The organism is Octadecabacter algicola (genome assembly GCF_021532625.1).
Lineage (GTDB): Bacteria > Pseudomonadota > Alphaproteobacteria > Rhodobacterales > Rhodobacteraceae > Octadecabacter > Octadecabacter algicola.
In genome coordinates this window covers 392,189-409,874 of the sequence record NZ_JAKGAR010000001.1, presented here as the reverse complement: position 1 = coordinate 409,874, position 17,686 = coordinate 392,189, and the positions used below count along the sequence as shown (strand labels likewise).

The window sequence follows — 17,686 nt, the reverse complement described above, 5'->3', positions numbered from 1 at the left end:
AGGTCAACCCCGCTATGCAAACCTATCACGGCGTCGTTTGGCCTGATGTCGCGGGCTTTACACAGTTGCGCCCATCGGCCTTCGCAGCGTAAAGCGCCTCATCTGCGCGTTTCATCAATAGATTGGGCGATGTGTTGTCCCCACGATACGCCGCGACTCCTGAACTGATGGTGACCTTTGGTAGCATCCCGAATGAACTATGTACCGCAAGCGCAGCAACAGCTTCTCGCAGGGCTTCAGCGCGTTCCATAGCTTGATCGAGATTCGATTTGGGCAACAACACCGCAAATTCCTCCCCACCGACGCGGGCGCATACGGAATTTTCCGGCATTGACGCAATCATCTGCTCGCCCAAGGCGCGCAGCACAGCGTCTCCAGCCTCATGACCGTGATTGTCATTGAATGTCTTAAACTTGTCGGCGTCCAAAGAGATGAGGCCATAGCCCTGCCCCCCACGATCCGACATTGAGGTTTCCCGTCGCATCGCGTCCATGAAGTAGCGACGATTATACAGGCCTGTCAAAGGGTCACGAATTGATTGTGCATGCAGTTCGTCGCGCAGTTTCACATTCGCGATCGCCATAGAAATATGTTCAGCGCTGCGACTGGCAAAGCGGCCCATTGCTTTCAGTTCATCATATGAACTCTTCGAGTCAAATTCGACATGTAGCATTCCCACCGTATCGCCATGGGCCACAACAGGTATGCAAGAATAGTTCCCCGGAGTATCCGCCATCTCTCCATGAAGGTGATCACAGGGTAGACAGAGCGTTTCTGGCTTAAATTGAAATCCACGCCCACGCCGTAACGCCCAACATTCATCCGCTGTTATATGGTCGTTGATGCCTTGGGTGTCGCCCCACTCACAAACACCATCCAGAACATCGCGGGAGTTGGAATAGATATAGAGCTCTCCCTTACTCCCCGGAATGAGACCGGCGAGAAACTTTTCGACAATGTGATAAAGTTCAGTCAGTGACTTACAGGACTGCAGCCATTCATCGAGGTCAGCCAAGGCACGCGCTTCTGCGCGACGCGCCCGTTCTTCCTGTAGGATTTGTTTTGCTTTTGCTTCAGCCTGTTCAGCTGCATGTTTCGCCTCGGCGAGTTTTGCTTCGTTCTGGCGGGCCACGGATACATCGGTGAAGGTGACAACGAATCCGCCTTCTCGTGTCGGGCGCGCATAGGTTGCCACAACGCGACCCGAAGGCAGGTTGCGATCAAATTGAAACGGTTCACGGCGACTAAATTTCAGATCGGTTTCGGCGTGTTTTTCAGCGCTCAGTTCACCCCGAGCCCGCGCCGACGCTAAGAAATCATTACGCGATGTTCCAATCCCCAGATCTGTCGGCTCAAGTTCGAGAACGTCAAAGACACGTGTGTTGAACAACTCACAGGTCCCGCTGGCGGACCAAACCAAGATACCTTGTTCCATTGCATTCATGATTTGTAGCGTGACCGACATGCTGTCGTCACTTGTAAAGGCATCACGCCACGTTGAAGCTGGCGAATTTACGTCCCTATGCACGGGGTCACCGTCTTCGATTTTGTCTGATTTCGTCATCGGGCCCACCAATAATTGGCGTTCACCTTTGCATGTCAAACATTACGAAAACGTTTCTATTCGCCCTCTTTCGCTTTGGTGACGTCATCCACTTCATCCAGGGCTAATTTATATCCCCCATCCGAAAGCCATTCCGCCTCAGCATTGGTTGTCTTTCGCCCAAGCGCGGCATTGCGATATGGAAAACGGCCAAATTGACGGATCACAGTGCGATGTGCCCGAGCATGGCGCAGATGACTGTCAGAGTCCGACATCCGGGTCGCGATAAGACGAACAGCGCGGTCTTGATCAATCAAATTTTCGGAATGCATCAAGGGAAGGTAGAAAAACTGTCGTGCAGGTTCTGGGAGTTTTAGATCCCAATCCTTTTCAATGGCAACCTTAGTGGCTGCCCGCGCAGATTGGTCCGACGCAAAAGCCGCCGCTTGATCGCGAAACATATTGCGGGGAAATTGGTCCATTAGGATGATGTAGCCCAAGGCTCCAATCGGCGATGTCAGCCACAATCCACAAGCGCCCTCTTGGGCTTGGGTCCAAGTCGGTTCAAACTTATCCCGAACCTGTTGGTCAAGTTCGCTTCCTCCATTATACCAGCCCTTCGGCCCGACCTCATCAAGCCAATACGTCAGTACGTGTTCCGGTGTGACCATTTTCCGTCCCTTTTTTTCGCCCGTCTCGCTCCCCTTAGCATCGTAGCGTTACAGAATAGGTAACATCTGACAACCTGTAGGTTTTTTACCCTTGGGCTAGGTTACTCATCTTGTTCGGCCTCGGTTTCGGCCTCAATCTCAGCGTCGATATAATACTCCTGCGCCATATCCACCGCGACGGGCGACCCGCTGGCCAAGATCGGTGCATATGACGTCATGTCCGCCACGTCCGTTTCGCTTGGACGCTGTAGCATCCGCAATAGACCATAAGCAGCCCCAGCGAGCATCAAGATCGCAACCGCGACCCAAAACGACGCCACACCAAACACACCCATCGCCCACCCCAAAAGGATCGGGCCCATAATCGCGCCAACACCATTGATAAAAATAAATCCGGCTGAGGCTGCAGGCATGTCTTCGTGTTCAAGGAAGTCGTTCGCGTAAGCGATATAGAGCGCATAGAGTGGATTCGACGTCCCACCAACGATCGCGGCTCCTACGAGAATTGTATAGAAATCGCCACCTGACAACGCAGCCAAAAACGCACCACATCCGCCAAAAGTTGCCAATCCGACAATCAACAAACGACGATCCATTCGGTCAGACAACCAACCAATCGGATATTGCGCAACGAGAGCCGCAATATAGATGGACGAGACCAAAACTGAAATCTGTCCGACGCTCAGTCCGACCTCTGTTCCGTAAACCGCTGTCATACCGAATTGCGCTGCAAACACTCCACCAAGGAAAAACATCCCAACTGAGGCAAGCGGAGACGTTTCAACAAGCTTTCGGATGCTCATCGGTCGCGTCGTATCAAAAGCTGGAGTTGGCTGTACTGACAACAAAATCGGCGCAAAGGCCAAGGACACAAGTACAGACGGAATGATAAACAGGACATAGCCGCCCACATCACCGATGCTCAGGATACCTTGTGCGACCACAATACCCGACATCTGTGCCAACATATAAAGGCTAAGGGACTGGCCACGGTTTTCATTCGTCGCAGAGTTGTTCAACCAGCTTTCAGCGGTGACATAAACACCGGAGAAACAGAACCCGATCACCACCCGTCCCAACGTCCATGCCCAGACTTCCGGCAAGACTGGATACAAGATCAAAACAGCCGAAATCGTTGATCCAAGGGCCGCGAAGACACGGACATGACCGACACGGCGGATCATTTCTGGCGCAAGCCGCGATCCGCCCAAGAAGCCGACAAAATAACCCGACATGACAATAGACATCTGAAAGGCCGAAAAGTTTTCAATGCCGCCACGGATGCCCAACAACGTCCCTTGCAGGCCGTTCCCAACCATCAACATGAACATGCCAAGGAACAATGCCCAAGACCCGAAGAAAACCTTAACCATGACGCGAATCCTTGTGCGTTTCTAAGACGACCTTTTCACGACGCCGTCATCAGCGCCCCTATACAAGCGACAGTCGATGACGCAATCGCACTTTTGCCCAATTGCGTTGTTCAGGACGGGTTTTCGCAAATTAATAAAGGCCAATGCGCAATCCCGTCTCTCCATCATTCGAATACGACACTGGTACGTCGCACTTGGACCTAGACCTAATCTGAGCCCAACCTCTACGATTTTTGGATCATATAAGCACAGCGAAAGGTTGAACCATGAACGATCACAGTTTCATAAACTTTAGCGATTATCCGATCACGGAAAGTGCACAGCAACTTCAACCCGTGATCGATAAAACCCGTGCAGCCCTTGCGACAGATGGATGTGCCGTGCTGCGTGGGTTCCTGACACCGGCTGGTATCGACGCCTTGATCGCAGAGGCCGACACCGTCGCACCAAACGCACATCGTTCCTACAACCGAACCAACGCTTACTTCACACAAGATGACGAGAGCCTCGCCCCCTCTCACCCTCAAAGACGGTTCTTTGACCGCTCAAATGCGTTTGTGGCCGCCGATAATTTTTCAGACGACGGCCCTTTGCGCCGCATCTATAACACGCCCGGATTTGACGCATTCATCCAAGCCTGCTTGGAAGAAGAAAAATTCCACCGGTATGCTGATCCTTTAGCTGACGTGATTGTAAACCTCGCCGAAGAAGGCACAGGGTTTCCATGGCACTTTGATACCAACAATTTCACAGTAACATTGGCGATCCAGAATGCGGAACGCGGTGGGGAATTCGAATACGCCGCCGGTATACGCGACAAAGGTGAAAACTTCGAAGAAGTGGCAAAGGTTTTGGACGGCACATCAGATCAGGTTACATCGCTTCAGCTTGAGCCCGGCGATTTACAACTGTTTAGGGGCCGCAACAGCCTACATCGGGTCGCCCCGCTCTCGGGCAATCGCCCACGCTATGTGGCGATCCTGTCCTACGTTGAAGAACCGGGCATGGTGGCAACGCCGGAACGGGCCAAACAGCTTTATGGTCGCGTTCTTCCCGTTCATTACGAACGCGCGGGCGTTCGCAATGACAATTACATCGATTGACCCAAGCGCCTAGGGCAACAGGATTGAACTGTCCCCGTAACTGAAGAAGCGATAATCGTTTTCGATGGCGTGTGCATAGATATCTTTGATGGCTTTTGCCCCCATCAGCGCGCTGACCAGCATCATCAGCGTGGATTTCGGCAGGTGGAAGTTTGTCATCAACCCATCCGTGATCTGGAATTCGAACCCCGGTGTGATGAAGATGTCCGTATCCCCTTCCCAAGCCTGTAACACGCCTGAACGCCCCGCGCTTTCGATCAGCCGACAGGCCGTCGTTCCCACAGGGATGACACGGCCACCCGCCGCTTTGGTAGCCATGATATCGGCGGCAGCCTTTGCGCTGACCTGTCCCCATTCGGAATGCATCTTGTGATCCGCCACATCTTCGACCTTGACGGGCAGGAACGTGCCAGCCCCCACATGAAGCGTCACATGGCTGAACTTCACACCCTTCGCGGCAAGCTCATCAAGCAACCACTGTTCGAAATGTAGCGATGCTGTTGGTGCTGCGACAGCCCCGGTTTGCGCCGCCCAAATCGTCTGATAATCGTCTTTGTCTTGTGCATCCGCAGGTCGTTTGGCCGCAATATAAGGTGGCAAAGGCATGGCCCCAGCGTCATTCAGCGCCGCGTCAAAATCATCACCCGTAAGATTAAATTCTAGAAACGCGGTATCGTCGCCTCGCCCAACAAAAACGGCTGACAAGTCAGGCGAAAACACAATCACTTCACCTTCGCGCAGTTTACGCATCGGTTTGACCAAAGCGGCCCACGTTCCATTGGCTTGCGGTTCCAGCAAAGTCACTTCGATCTTTGCGATCCCTGGCCCGTCACGTGTTTCGCGGTGGCGTTCACCAAACAACCGCGCGGGAATAACCTTGGTGTCATTCAGAACCAAATGGTCCCCAGCCTTTAGCACATCCACAAGATCACGAACGGCCAGATCGCGGATCTGATCGCCTTGCGCCACCAGCAGTTTGGCAGACGTTCTGGGCCGTGCAGGCCGCACCGCAATCAATTCATCTGGCAGGTCAAAATCAAAATCGCTTAGTTTCATGGATCGTCTATCCTTGGCGCCTATTGGCTAATGGTTGGCGGCGGCCGTCGGAAAATCTCACGGAACATTCCCGGCGTCAGCGCGGACAGCGGATTGACGATTACTTGCGGGTTGTCAACGGGACCCCGCAGGTTGAAATTAAACCCGATCAACCCTTCACCGCGCCGCGTCAACACAGACCCAATGCCGTTCAGCAGATAAAACGGTGAGATCACACCCTGAAAATCCATCTGCCCTGCGACCTGCTGATATATCCCGTCCATTGAAACGCCCAGACCCGGTCCAGTGGCGCTCGACTGCGTGAGGATTACTTGGTTTGGCGTCAGACGAAACTCTGCATTAACGTTGTTAAACATCAGCCCTTGGCCGTCGAGCTGGCTCAACAGTCCAACCACAGAAATCGCATCAAGCAATGATGCCAAAGCAGGGGCATCACGAACACGCAAATCGCTCCCTACAAGTGTCCCGTCATAGGTCCCTTCGGCGCCAGTCGGTATAAGCGTCAGTTGCAAATCGCCATCATAAGCATTGCGAAGCAATCCGGTGGCGCGAAATAGGCTTCCGGCATCGTTGCTAACGATACGCACAGCAGGTCGACCCTCAACAGGAACCAAAGTGCCGCGCACCGGCGCCGAGCCATTTATGTTGCCACTAAACTCGCCCTGCAATCCACCAGTCGAGATGAAATTGCCCCGAAAATCATCGATCCTTATTTGATCTGACACACGAAGGCTGTCTAGCGCGATGTCCATTGGCCCACCTTCACCGCCGGATTGGCCAAAATTAGCAGCCCGAAGATCCAACGTGCCGCCCGCGATCTGAACCTCTAAGGGGCGGCCCTGCCCGCGTCCGATCAACACGACAGGTGCGTCTAGCCAGCCTCCAAGTCGCACGTTTCTGAATGCGGCGCGTTCAAGCCCGCCTCCCGCTGCCAAACGGATCGTTCCTGAGGTATTCAACCCCGGCGCAGAGATTGAAAATTCGTCAATACGCGGCTGATCACCCAACAGCCCAGCAACCGTCAACGCACCCGTAGAATTGCGCGCTTTTGACCAACCAACTGCAGGTAGTGACAGGCTGGTGCCTTGAAGGCCAGACGTCAGACGAAATGTCGGCGCCGATGGATCGCTAAGGTTCAAGGCAAGTTGCGCTTGGCTCTCACCGCTCACCATTCCATCGGGCAAATTGATGTTGAAGGCATTGAAGAAAGCAGGTCCAACCGTGACCTCGGCCTCAACGCGGGCAGTGCCCTCTGACCCTGCCCCCAAGGCCCGCGAAAACACTGCCGTAGCCCCTACATTGCCCAACCGCATAGGCCCGCGCACCACAAGGCTGCTTGGATCAACGGCCAACCGCAAAGCCGATGCGGTCAACACTTGACCAGGGATCAGAACCTCGGAACGCACATCGCGCAATTGTGCGGTTGCGCTCCATATCCTTTGTTGTGGCGCGACATCCTTGCCAAGCGGCATGTCGATAGACGCAACCACATCAGCGCGTCCTTGGGCAAAGCTGACCGGCAAATCTGAATTCCGAAGCACGTTAAACGGCGGTTGAGACAGAATTGACATCGCCGCTGTGATCCGCCCGTTCAACGCCAGATCAAATCGCGCCGGAGGGTTGGGAATGCCTGTTTGCGGGATCACCATACTACTGCCTGACAGATCCAACCTTCCGCCTTCCGGTGCCGTCACATGCCCCGCCTCTAAGGTCAAAGCGACCCGCCGATCTACAATGGATAAGGTACCGCGTGCGCCATCAATGGGTGGCAGAGTGCGCATGAACTGCACCTGACCACCGCTTAAGTCCATAGTCAGCGCAATATTGGGGCGCGCATTGGGATAGGCTCGGAACGCTATGTTGGCGTTGCGCGCAGTCCCATCTTTGATGTTCTCCGACAGCCAGGTTCGCGTGCGCGGCGCGACGGCTGTGGGCCACAGCTGCATGACCTTATCGATGCCAATCTCGTCTGCGAATGCATCAAGTGATACGGACCAGCCATCAATCAAGGCCGAGACCTGACCAGACAGATGCAAAGGTGTCTGATCGACCATGGCAACCGCCTGCCCGATATCCAACGTGAACGGGTCCAGCCGCAGACGGAAATCTAGACTGCCGTCTCTCAACTCAATTGGTTCGTCATAGACCCCTTCGGGTGCGAAATTAAGTTCGTTGATCTGAACCTGCCCCAACAGTGCCTCGGGCCAGCCATTGGTGTATTCCCGCAAATAGGTTTGTGCAGTGCCCTCGATACGGCCCCAATCGCTATCGACCTCTATGGAATCAAAAATCATTTGATCGGTCACAGGGTCATACCGCAGATAAGTCCGTGCACCTTCAAAAGGAACCGGACGGGTCTGCGACGTTGGCCGAACTTCCCCTGCTCCGATTTGCAAGGTCGCAGAGGCCCCCGTGAGCGAACCTTGCGTGTCCAATTCACCGCGAACAGAACCAGAAATCGGCGCATCCAAAATGGCCAGCCAAGCCAAAAGAGGTGATTGGCTGGCGATATCTTCGGCAGCGGCGCTATCAATGGCCACCCCGATCTGGGCGGATCGGTTGTCACGTGCTGATGCATAGGTCAGCTCAGCGGTGGTGACGTAAGACCGCCCCGACAACAGCGCAACATCTGCCCGCAAATCAAGGTCACCATCGCGCAGGTCGAGGTCAATGCGCCCGCCATCCACCACCCAAGATCGGCCCGCACGCGCATCGACGTAGTTAATGATCAGCCCTTCAGCGTGGACTTGCTCCAGCGCTTCCAATGCGCCCTCTTCAAATACTTGATCGATCTGATCCAGCAATCCTAGGAAACCGTCCGCCGCTACCAATGCCGAATTTCCCTGACCAAAGGCGAACGCGACAGTGCCGTCATTCGCCCTGTTTAGGGATATCTGTGCCCCCGTCAGACGGATTTCTTGCGCCAATACGCGCCCTTGCAACGCGCCGCGCGGTGAAATTTGCCCTTCAATTCTTGGCACGCGGGCCAAAGCCACACCATCTGCATCCCGCAAAACAGCGTTTTCCAAAACCAATTGTGGGTGCAGATCTTGACCGACGGTAAACTTCATCGCCCCAAAGCCAAGTTCGCCACCGGCCAAAACTTCTTCTGCGCGGCGTTCTACCTCGCGCACGATCCAAGACGGCGCGCTCACTTCGTGGCCAATCAAAAGCGCAGCCGCGATAGCCAACATTAGGAACGGTGCAACGACCAGCACCAAGATGACTGCCCTAAAGGACCACCAAATCCGCCGTCGTCGTTTCGGGCAGCGTGGTTTGCGCCCAGACGTTCCAGCCTCTTCTACATCTATGTCGTCCACAGCCGTTTCTTCCACGGCTGTGTCGCCCTCAGCTTGATCCGCTGAAACGTCCCCTTCTGTTTCTTTTGGGGTAGATTGTGGACTGCTCTCACTCATTGCGCTTTATATTCGCGCCTAACGCGCTAGAACGCAAAGAGATTGCACTCGAAAGGACCAGATATGACAGAACCCGCCGCTTTGCTCGCCGTTGGCGATCTTGCACCATATGTTTCGCTTCCCCGTGACGGCGGCGACACTGTGACTTTGTCTGACATTGTCGGCCCTGTCGTGCTGTTCTTTTACCCAAAGGACAACACCCCCGGCTGCACCACAGAAGCCATCGGTTTCACCGAGATGTTGCATGAATTCGCAGCGAGTGGCGCGACGGTTCTTGGAATCAGCAAAGACACCGTCAAAAAGCACGACAACTTTGTCGCCAAACACGACCTTAAGGTCGCGCTGCTGTCAGACGCAGAGGGTGATACCTGTGAACGCTATGGCACGTGGAAGTCTAAGCAGATGTACGGCAAGACTTTTATGGGGATCGAGCGCAGCACCTTTTTGATCGCGGACGGGAAGATCGCCCAAGTTTGGCGCAAAGTTAAAGTCCCTGGTCATGTCGATGAAGTCCTCGCGGCGGTTCAGGCGCTATAATCAGATGCGACAGCGGCGTTTGACGACCTTGGACGTCGCTGTCGTCCTGCCGGACCAACCAAACATTGCCGTCATTGCGCCCACCATTGGGACACGTTACAATTAACCCATGAAACATGTGCCCAAAGACAACACAGACGATGCCCTTATTCAGGAATTCTTGAACAAGGGTGGTAAGGTCACCAAAGGGAAAACCAAACCTCTCGATCCAGCCCTCGGGTTGAGCAAGAATGTTTGGAACCAGACCCTGACCAAAGAAGAAAAAGCTGCCCGGGACGGGCCTAAGAAAACGAAATAGTCGTTCGGCTTTTCTAATGATCGGCCCGAAGCTTTACACAGCTAATGTGTAAGGACTGAGTATGGCTTGTGCGCACAATGCGTCGCGCTTATTCAACACCTTATGAAACCACTCGCTCAAATGGCAGATGACGTTCTGCGCACCGCTGATGGCCGCACTAAGACGGCGATCTCTCGTGAATATGCGGCTGCATGGAAAGCCGCGCGCGACGCCGGCGAAGTTCCCGAAATTGGTACGGCGACTCCCCCAGACATGCCTGCGCGTCCTGATGCTCCGACGCTGCTTGACCCACGTGACGTCCCCCGCCGCAAGCCCGGAACGCCCGAAGGCCGTATCGCCATTCTTCACGCTGTGGCACATATCGAACTTAACGCGGTAGACCTACACTGGGACCTGATTGCAAGATTCAGTGATACGCCAATGCCGATCGGTTTTTATGACGACTGGGTAAAGGCCGCAGACGAAGAATCTAAACATTTCAATCTGATGTGCGACTGTCTTGAAGCGCAAGGTAGCTATTACGGTGCGCTTGATGCCCATGCGGGCATGTGGCGTGCGGCTGAAGACACCGCGAAAGACATCATGGGGCGTCTCGCTGTGGTGCCAATGGTTCTTGAGGCCCGCGGCCTTGACGTGACCCCCGGCATGATCAAGATTTTCCAGCAGGCCAAAGACCGGCAAACGATTGACGCGCTCAACGTGATCTACGCAGAAGAAGTCCATCACGTCACGTACGGTTCAAAATGGTTCCACTTCCTGTGCGGCCGCGAGAACTTGGATCCGACGCCCTTGTTCCATGACCTCGTACGCAAATACTTCCACAGTAAACTGCGCCCACCATTCAACGAAGAGAAACGCGCCGAAGCAGGTATACCGCCTGACTTTTATTGGCCCCTCGCCGATGGTATCTGACCTGTCCCCACTGTTAACCGCTGCGTCGGCGGTATGCTGCCCAAAAAGACTCATATCCCGCTGAAATGACAAGAAATTGGGCAAAAACCTTGCCAGCGATTCCTGCACCCGTTAACAGACGTACGACGTTAGCAGCTGGGGAGCTCGCGTCATGGATAGGGTTGGGACCAGGATAAGAACTTGAAATCGCGGCTGATACACAAACTTCACGTAGCCCTCGAGAAACGCTTTCCGGAAAAGCGCCTCTTCTTGCGCTCTGACACGGAAACACGGTTCATCCGTCTGAAACCCGAAACCCAGCTTGTCGCTTGGGCAGGTAGCGCAATCGTCATCAGTTGGACAATTATTGCAACCGCCGTTTTGCTGATGGACAGCATCGGCGCCGGCAACTTCCGCGCTCAAGCTCAACGGGACCAATCCACATACGAAGAACGCCTAAACGCCCTCTCCACCGAGCGCGATGTGCGCGCCAACGAGGCCGTTGCGGCGCAGCAGCGGTTCTCTTCCGCACTCGAACAGATTTCACTGATGCAATCCGAATTGCTGCGTAGCGAAGATCGCCGTCGCGAATTGGAAACAGGTTTGGAAGTGGTGCAGGCAACCTTGCGCCGCACCATGCATGAACGTCAGGTCGCCGAAGACCAGGTTGCCGCCCTTGAGGCAGCAATCGCAGGTGAAGGTGATGTTCCAACAGGTTTCGCGCAGTCTGGCGACGCATCTGGCACTGTTGATCTTCTTGCGACCGCCCTTGCCGATACAGCCGCCGAGCGCGACCAAATTGCAGATGACGCCGAGTTCGCACTCAGCCACGCCGCTGACATGGAACTCGAATTACGCCTTCTTCAAGAGCGCAACGACCAGATTTTCCGCCAACTCGAAGAAGCCTTTACCGTTTCCGTTGAACCACTGGACAATATGTTCCGTGCAGCAGGCATGAACCCTGATGATGTTCTCGAACAGGTTCGTCGCGGCTATTCCGGCACTGGCGGCCCTCTGACACCATTGCAATTCTCAACACGCGGTGGCGGCGAGGACCCTGATGCGGCTCGCGCCAATGGTATCCTAGGTTCAATGGACCGCTTGAACCTTTATCGCATCGCAGCTGAACGCATTCCGTTCGACATGCCGGTGCGCAGCGGCTTTCGTTTCACATCTGGTTTCGGCATGCGCTGGGGCCGGATGCACAATGGCACCGACTTTGCCGCCCCTATCGGCACGCCAATCTACGCACCAGCAGACGGTGTGGTAACCTTTGCTGGCTGGTCATCTGGATATGGTCGTCTCGTCAAGGTGCAGCATGCTTTCGGTATTGAGACACGATATGCGCACCAGAACCGAATTCGTGTAGAAGTTGGACAAAGACTCTCGCGTGGCGACCGAATTGGTGATATTGGAAACTCCGGACGGTCTACCGGCCCGCACCTTCACTATGAAATCCGAGTGGGCGGACGCCCCGTAAACCCAATGATTTATATAAGAGCTGGACAAGATGTTTTCTAAGAGCAAAATCAATGAGCCCGGCACTCCTGCCGCACCTGAATCCGCTGACACTGCAGCAAAGCCTGCTGCAACGGCTGCCCCTGCCGCCCCTGCCAAGAGCGATTTCAAATCCTCTGCGCCAAAGGCAAAGCCGCCCGCCAGCACCCTGTCCACAGACCTGCACATCACAGGCAACCTGAAGACAACTGGCGACATCCAGATTGAAGGTACTGTTGATGGTGACATCCGCGCGCACCTGTTGACCGTTGGCGAAGGCGCTACCGTGAACGGCGAATGCATGGCAGATGACGTTGTTGTAAATGGCCGCATCGTCGGCACTGTGCGCGGCCTCAAGGTTCGCCTGACATCCTCCGCTCGTGTTGAGGGTGACATCATCCACAAGACAATCGCGATCGAATCTGGCGCTCACTTCGAAGGCTCCGTTCAGCGTCAGGATGATCCACTGAACACGACCGCGAAAGCAGCCAAGGCTGCGCCAAAAGCTTAATCCTTCGCGATTAGATTTGATTTTGGAATTGGGGCCGCGCAATGCGCAGGCCCCTTTTTCGTGCGCGCCCGCCGTCTAACGGAATGACTACGACACGGGGTGATACAATGCGCGGCGATAGATGTGCCATGTCGCATGGCCCAGAACCGGCAAAACAATCACAAGCCCTAAGAACCACGGGATCATCGCCAAGAACGTCAATGCGGCGATGATAAAGGCCCAGACCAACATGACTTTGATATTTTGACGAACACAACGCAGGCTCAACAACATTGCGCTGACAAAATCGATCTCCTTTTCCAGCACCAAAGGCAGGCTAACAACGGTCAGGCTAAACAGTAGAAACGCGACAACAGCCCCCACGCCAAGTTCGACCCCGATCATCATCAGGCCCGTGGGGGTCAAAAAGACGTCAAACGAAGTCATGACATTGGTGAGCGTCGAAACCCCCATGAACAGCGCAAAAATCATATGTGACAAGAACGTCCAGAACAGGAAGTAGATCACGATTATTGCCCCGATCCATGGCACCTGCCGGGTGCGTTCATTCCAGACCACGCCGAAAATATCACGCCAGTCCAAAGGTTCGTCTGCCTCAAGGCGACGGCTGACCTCATAAAGACCAACAGCGGCAAAGGGCGCAGCCAGCGGGAACCCAAGCGATGTGGCCAAGACCCACGTCACATGCCCTGCCCCAAGCCAGAGCATTACAAAACCGCCGAACACGTAGATCGCGGAAAAGACCAAGCCGAACAGCGGTGCCGCGCGAAAATCGAAAAGACCTGCTTTTAGGCAAGTCCAAAGTTCATGAAATGTCAGCGAACCGATATCAGGCATCGGTGACGCAGCTGGTGCATGGTCTTGTGTCATTGGCTTCTCCCCTAACCAAACCATTCAATGGTGAACGGATGTGGTCAAGCCTGCCCCGCACCAAAAGGCGCGTCTTTGATGTGGAACAAGTCAGGGATCAGACGAACAGTCGGGACTTAGTCTTCGGCGTTGGCATCCGCACGGCTCTTGCCGCTGACGTCCATCGCGAGCGTGGCGCCCATAAAGCCATCCAAATCGCCGTCCAAGACACCTTTAGTGTCGGACGTTTCATAGGCCGTACGCAAATCTTTGACCATCTGGTAGGGCTGCAAAACGTATGAACGGATCTGGTTCCCCCAGCCTGCGTCGCCTGCGTTCTCATGGACTTCGTTGACCAAGGCAGACCGTTTGTCCAATTCCATTTGATACAGGCGCGATTTCAACGCCTTCATCGCGATGTCACGGTTTTGGTGCTGCGACTTTTCAGAGCTGGTGGTCACAATGCCTGTCGGCGCGTGGGTAATCCGCACAGCGGAGTCGGTGGTGTTAACGTGCTGACCACCCGCGCCAGACGACCGATAGGTATCGATGCGAATGTCAGCCGGATTTACCTCGATCTCGATGTTGTCATCCACAACGGGATAAACTTTGACCGACGTAAAGGACGTGTGGCGTTTGGCGGCGCTGTCAAATGGGGAAATCCGCACAAGGCGATGAACACCGCTCTCGGACTTCAACCAGCCATACGCATTGTGGCCGCTGATCTTATAGGATGCGGATTTGATACCGACTTCTTCGCCCGCGCTTTCGGACTGCAATTCAACCTTATAGCCTTTGCGTTCGGCCCAGCGGACATACATCCGCGCCAACATGGCCGCCCAGTCACAGGCTTCTGTGCCACCCGCGCCCGAGTTGATCTCAAGGAAGGTGTCATTGGCATCTGCTTCGCCATTCAAAAGCGCCTCGAGCTCTTTCGCGGCAGCGGTGACTTTCAACGCCTTGAGCGCCTCTTCAGCTTCGGTAACGATTTCTGCATCGTCTTCCATCTCGCCCATCTCGATCATCTCTTGTTGATCGGACAGTTCCTGCTTGATGGCTTCATACGCCCCCATGGCGTCGACCAACGCTTGGCGGTCCTTCATCAGTTTTTGGGCCGCGTCCGGATCATCCCACAGGTTAGGATCTTCGACCCACGCGTTAAATTCTTCCAAGCGATGGGGCGCAGTTTCCCAATCCATCCGCTGCGCAAGCAACGTCAGGCTTTTTTCGATTTCGGTCACGATGGTTTGGATTTCAGCGCGCATGTCAGACTTCTTGGAAAGGAATGTTCAGGATCATCTAGCCGATTGCCCACTGCGGGGCAATCGACCTAAGCTTAATACAAGCCGCCAGAGGACAATGATCCGAAAGACGCGTTGGAATTGATCGTCGCGGTTTCGCCCGATGATGTTGTGACACTGACTGCAGCCGGTGGACGCACTTCGTCAAACAGTGGCAAATCGGCTGCCATCGCAAAGCCACCGTCAAAGGTGATACCAAAGACTGGCTCTTCGCGGAAACATTCGCGAACGACGTTATCGCCACTCGCTGAGTCTGGCAGGCGTGCGCCCGTGAAGCGGTCGATCTTGATAAAGATACAGGCGTCTGGTGCACTAAAATCACGCCCGCCATAGCGCTGGATCGCTGTCCGCATAAAGCTGTTAAAGACCGGACCACACAGCCCGCCACCAGATGCACCACGCCCCAATGAACGCGGAGTATCAAAGCCGATGTAGCAGCCAGCCACGATGTTAGAACTAAAGCCGACGAACCAAACGTCTTTGGCGTCGTTGGTTGTCCCTGTCTTACCGGCAATTGGCACAGGCAGGTTCACCGCTGAACGCGCGGTACCACGTTGAACAACACCCTGCATCATGGATGTCAGCTGATAAGCTGTTACAGGGTCCATTACGCGTTCACGATCTGACGCAATACGCGGAGAACGACCCTGTTCCAGATTTGGGTCCAAACATTCTGCACAGACCCGTTGATCGTGGCGATAGATCGTAGCCCCTGATCGGTCTTGCACGCGGTCCACCAAAGTCGGTTCCACACGTTCGCCGCCATTGGCAAACATCGCATAGGCCGCGACTAATTTGTAAAGGGTGGTTTCCTCGGACCCCAACGACGCAGATAGGTAGGCGTTCATCCGGTCATAAACACCGAAACGTTCCGCATATTCGGCAATGGTCCGCATCCCGACCTCCTGCGCCAAACGCACGGTCATCACGTTACGGGATTGCTCAATCCCTGTGCGCAGGGGCGTTGGGCCATAAAACCTGTCTGAAGCGTTTTGCGGTCGCCAGATTTCTCCGCCCGCAACAACCTCGATCGGCGCGTCAACTACGATGGTCGCAGGGGTATATCCGGAATCAAGTGCGGCTGCGAAAACGAAAGGTTTGAACGCCGACCCTGGCTGACGTTCGGCATAGGCACGGTTAAGTTCAGAAATCGCGATCTCGTAGCCAAAGCCACCCTGCATCGCCAAGACACGGCCAGTGTTCACGTCCATCGCCATGAACGCACCCTGCACTTCCGGCACTTGGCGCAATGTCCAACGGATGAAATCACCGGCACCATTGTCGCCTGTCATCATACGGCGCACGTGCACTACATCACCCGGAGTGAAATTGTCAGCAAATGAGCCGCGCATCCATTCAATGTCACGGCGCGGAACGATCGGCGCTTCGTCGCCCTCTTCCCAGCCCTCAATGCCGACGCGCATCTCACTATCACCAACTTCTAGGACAACGGCGGGAAACCACGGGTTTTCCAGCGTAACAGTGCGGATTACACGCGCGGAACGCAGCGCAGCGCGCCACTCTGTTTCGTCGGACAAGGTTTCGACGGGTATCGTTACGCCAGTTCCACGCCAGCGTCCGAGGCCTCGATCATAGCTTTCCAACTGACGTTGCAACGCGTCACGCGCAGCCGCCTGAAGGCCTTCATCCACAGTCGCGCGGATCGTTAGGCCCGCAGAGTTCATCTCATAATCGGGGAACAGCGTCTCAACCTCAGACACGATGGCCGCCGTGAAATAATCACGGTCGGGACGTTCGCTGCTATAGCTTGGGAAGTCGCCATTCTGCACCGTCCGAAGCGGGTCAGCCAGTGCGACCTCGAGTTCTTGGGCGGTGATATATCCGTTTTCGAACATCTCTTCGAGGATGAAGTCCCGACGTTCAATCGCGTCCTCGCGGTTGCGCACAGGATGATAGCTATAAGGGGCTTTGGGGTGCACCGCGAGGAACGCAGCCTCGGCGGGTGACAGTTCTGACAAGGTTTTGTTGAAATAGGAGCGCGCCGCCGCCGTTACACCAAAAGAGCGCACGCCAAGGTCAATCTCGTTAAGGTAAAGCTCGAGGATGCCTTCTTTGCCCAAGGTCGCTTCGATACGTGGGGCAAGGATCAATTCTTGGATTTTACGTTCCACACGGCGCGAACCATCCAAAAGGAAGTTCTTGGCAACCTGCTGAGTAATCGTTGACGCACCACGCAGGGTTTCACCACGGCTTACGATAGCTTCGACAACCGCAGCACCGATACCGCGCAAGTCGTAACCATCGTGGGTGTAAAAGTTCTTATCCTCGGCAGAAATAAACGCCTGTTTTACAATGTCAGGGATTTCAGCAGCTGGCGTGAACAAACGGCGTTCTTCGGCAAATTCATCAATGACCAACCCTTCGCCGGAATACACACGGCTGATGGTCTTAGGCTGATAATTCGCCAATGTTTCATAGGTCGGAAGGTTCTTCCCATACATATAAAAGATCGCGCCCAGTGTCAGTGCGGCCATGCCAGCACCAAGTGTGAGCATCGAAAAGATGCCCCCAAAGAACGAGAAGATAAACCGAAGAACCATTGTTTGGTGCGCCCCACATGAATTGTCCCGCTTATAGGCAGATTGAAGGACAGGGTCAAAAGGTTGAACGCTGATTTAG

14 protein-coding genes are annotated in these 17,686 nt (G+C 54.7%); 6 read left to right on the top strand and 8 right to left on the bottom strand.

What is annotated here, in order from left to right; genetic code table 11:
- Positions 1-25 precede the first annotated feature (25 nt).
- From L0666_RS02005 to L0666_RS01995, 3 genes are all read right to left on the bottom strand, one after another.
- On the bottom strand, positions 26-1,564 hold the full coding sequence (locus L0666_RS02005) for a diguanylate cyclase (RefSeq protein WP_235257624.1): 1,539 nt from the start codon (positions 1,562-1,564) through the stop codon (positions 26-28).
- Positions 1,565-1,620: 56 nt separating this feature from the next.
- Complete coding sequence (locus L0666_RS02000) at positions 1,621-2,214, bottom strand: DUF924 family protein (protein ID WP_235257614.1); 594 nt, start codon at positions 2,212-2,214, stop codon at positions 1,621-1,623.
- A gap of 101 nt (positions 2,215-2,315) precedes the next feature.
- A complete protein-coding gene (locus L0666_RS01995; protein ID WP_235257606.1) occupies positions 2,316-3,587 on the bottom strand; it encodes an MFS transporter in 1,272 nt (423 codons plus the stop codon).
- Positions 3,588-3,853: 266 nt separating this feature from the next.
- On the opposite strand from L0666_RS01995, the gene L0666_RS01990 reads away from it, so the two are divergent.
- Positions 3,854-4,690: a HalD/BesD family halogenase gene (locus L0666_RS01990; RefSeq protein WP_235257599.1), complete on the top strand. Its 837-nt coding sequence runs from the start codon at positions 3,854-3,856 to the stop codon at positions 4,688-4,690.
- 9 nt (positions 4,691-4,699) lie between these two features.
- Here L0666_RS01990 and queA read toward each other — a convergent pair whose 3' ends face one another.
- Positions 4,700-5,746: a tRNA preQ1(34) S-adenosylmethionine ribosyltransferase-isomerase QueA gene (gene queA / locus L0666_RS01985; RefSeq protein ID WP_235257582.1), complete on the bottom strand. Its 1,047-nt coding sequence runs from the start codon at positions 5,744-5,746 to the stop codon at positions 4,700-4,702.
- A gap of 20 nt (positions 5,747-5,766) precedes the next feature.
- The gene (locus tag L0666_RS01980) at positions 5,767-9,162 is read right to left on the bottom strand and encodes a DUF3971 domain-containing protein (RefSeq protein ID WP_235257580.1); all 3,396 of its coding nucleotides are present in this window, start codon (positions 9,160-9,162) and stop codon (positions 5,767-5,769) included.
- Between the two features lie 63 nt (positions 9,163-9,225).
- On the opposite strand from L0666_RS01980, the gene L0666_RS01975 reads away from it, so the two are divergent.
- From L0666_RS01975 to L0666_RS01955, 5 genes are all read left to right on the top strand, one after another.
- Positions 9,226-9,699, top strand: a complete 474-nt coding sequence (locus L0666_RS01975; protein WP_235257578.1) for a peroxiredoxin — start codon at positions 9,226-9,228, stop codon at positions 9,697-9,699.
- Positions 9,700-9,808: 109 nt separating this feature from the next.
- A complete protein-coding gene (locus tag L0666_RS01970) occupies positions 9,809-9,997 on the top strand; it encodes a hypothetical protein (RefSeq protein ID WP_216037038.1) in 189 nt (62 codons plus the stop codon).
- Between the two features lie 102 nt (positions 9,998-10,099).
- Complete coding sequence (locus tag L0666_RS01965; protein ID WP_235257576.1) at positions 10,100-10,909, top strand: ferritin-like domain-containing protein; 810 nt, start codon at positions 10,100-10,102, stop codon at positions 10,907-10,909.
- A 180-nt stretch (positions 10,910-11,089) separates the two neighbouring features.
- The gene (locus L0666_RS01960; protein WP_235257574.1) at positions 11,090-12,409 is read left to right on the top strand and encodes a M23 family metallopeptidase; all 1,320 of its coding nucleotides are present in this window, start codon (positions 11,090-11,092) and stop codon (positions 12,407-12,409) included.
- The gene (locus tag L0666_RS01955) at positions 12,399-12,896 is read left to right on the top strand and encodes a bactofilin family protein (protein ID WP_235257572.1); all 498 of its coding nucleotides are present in this window, start codon (positions 12,399-12,401) and stop codon (positions 12,894-12,896) included. The genes L0666_RS01960 and L0666_RS01955 overlap by 11 nt, the downstream gene beginning before the upstream one ends.
- Before the next feature lie 87 nt (positions 12,897-12,983).
- On the opposite strand, the gene L0666_RS01950 is transcribed toward L0666_RS01955, so the two are convergent.
- From L0666_RS01950 to L0666_RS01940, 3 genes are all read right to left on the bottom strand, one after another.
- Complete coding sequence (locus tag L0666_RS01950) at positions 12,984-13,766, bottom strand: DUF2189 domain-containing protein (RefSeq protein ID WP_235257570.1); 783 nt, start codon at positions 13,764-13,766, stop codon at positions 12,984-12,986.
- Between the two features lie 116 nt (positions 13,767-13,882).
- Entirely contained in the window at positions 13,883-15,010 is a 1,128-nt protein-coding gene (gene prfB / locus L0666_RS01945) for a peptide chain release factor 2 (protein ID WP_235257568.1), read from the bottom strand.
- A gap of 71 nt (positions 15,011-15,081) precedes the next feature.
- Positions 15,082-17,607, bottom strand: a complete 2,526-nt coding sequence (locus L0666_RS01940) for a penicillin-binding protein 1A (RefSeq protein WP_235257566.1) — start codon at positions 17,605-17,607, stop codon at positions 15,082-15,084.
- Between the last annotated feature and the right edge of the window lie 79 nt (positions 17,608-17,686).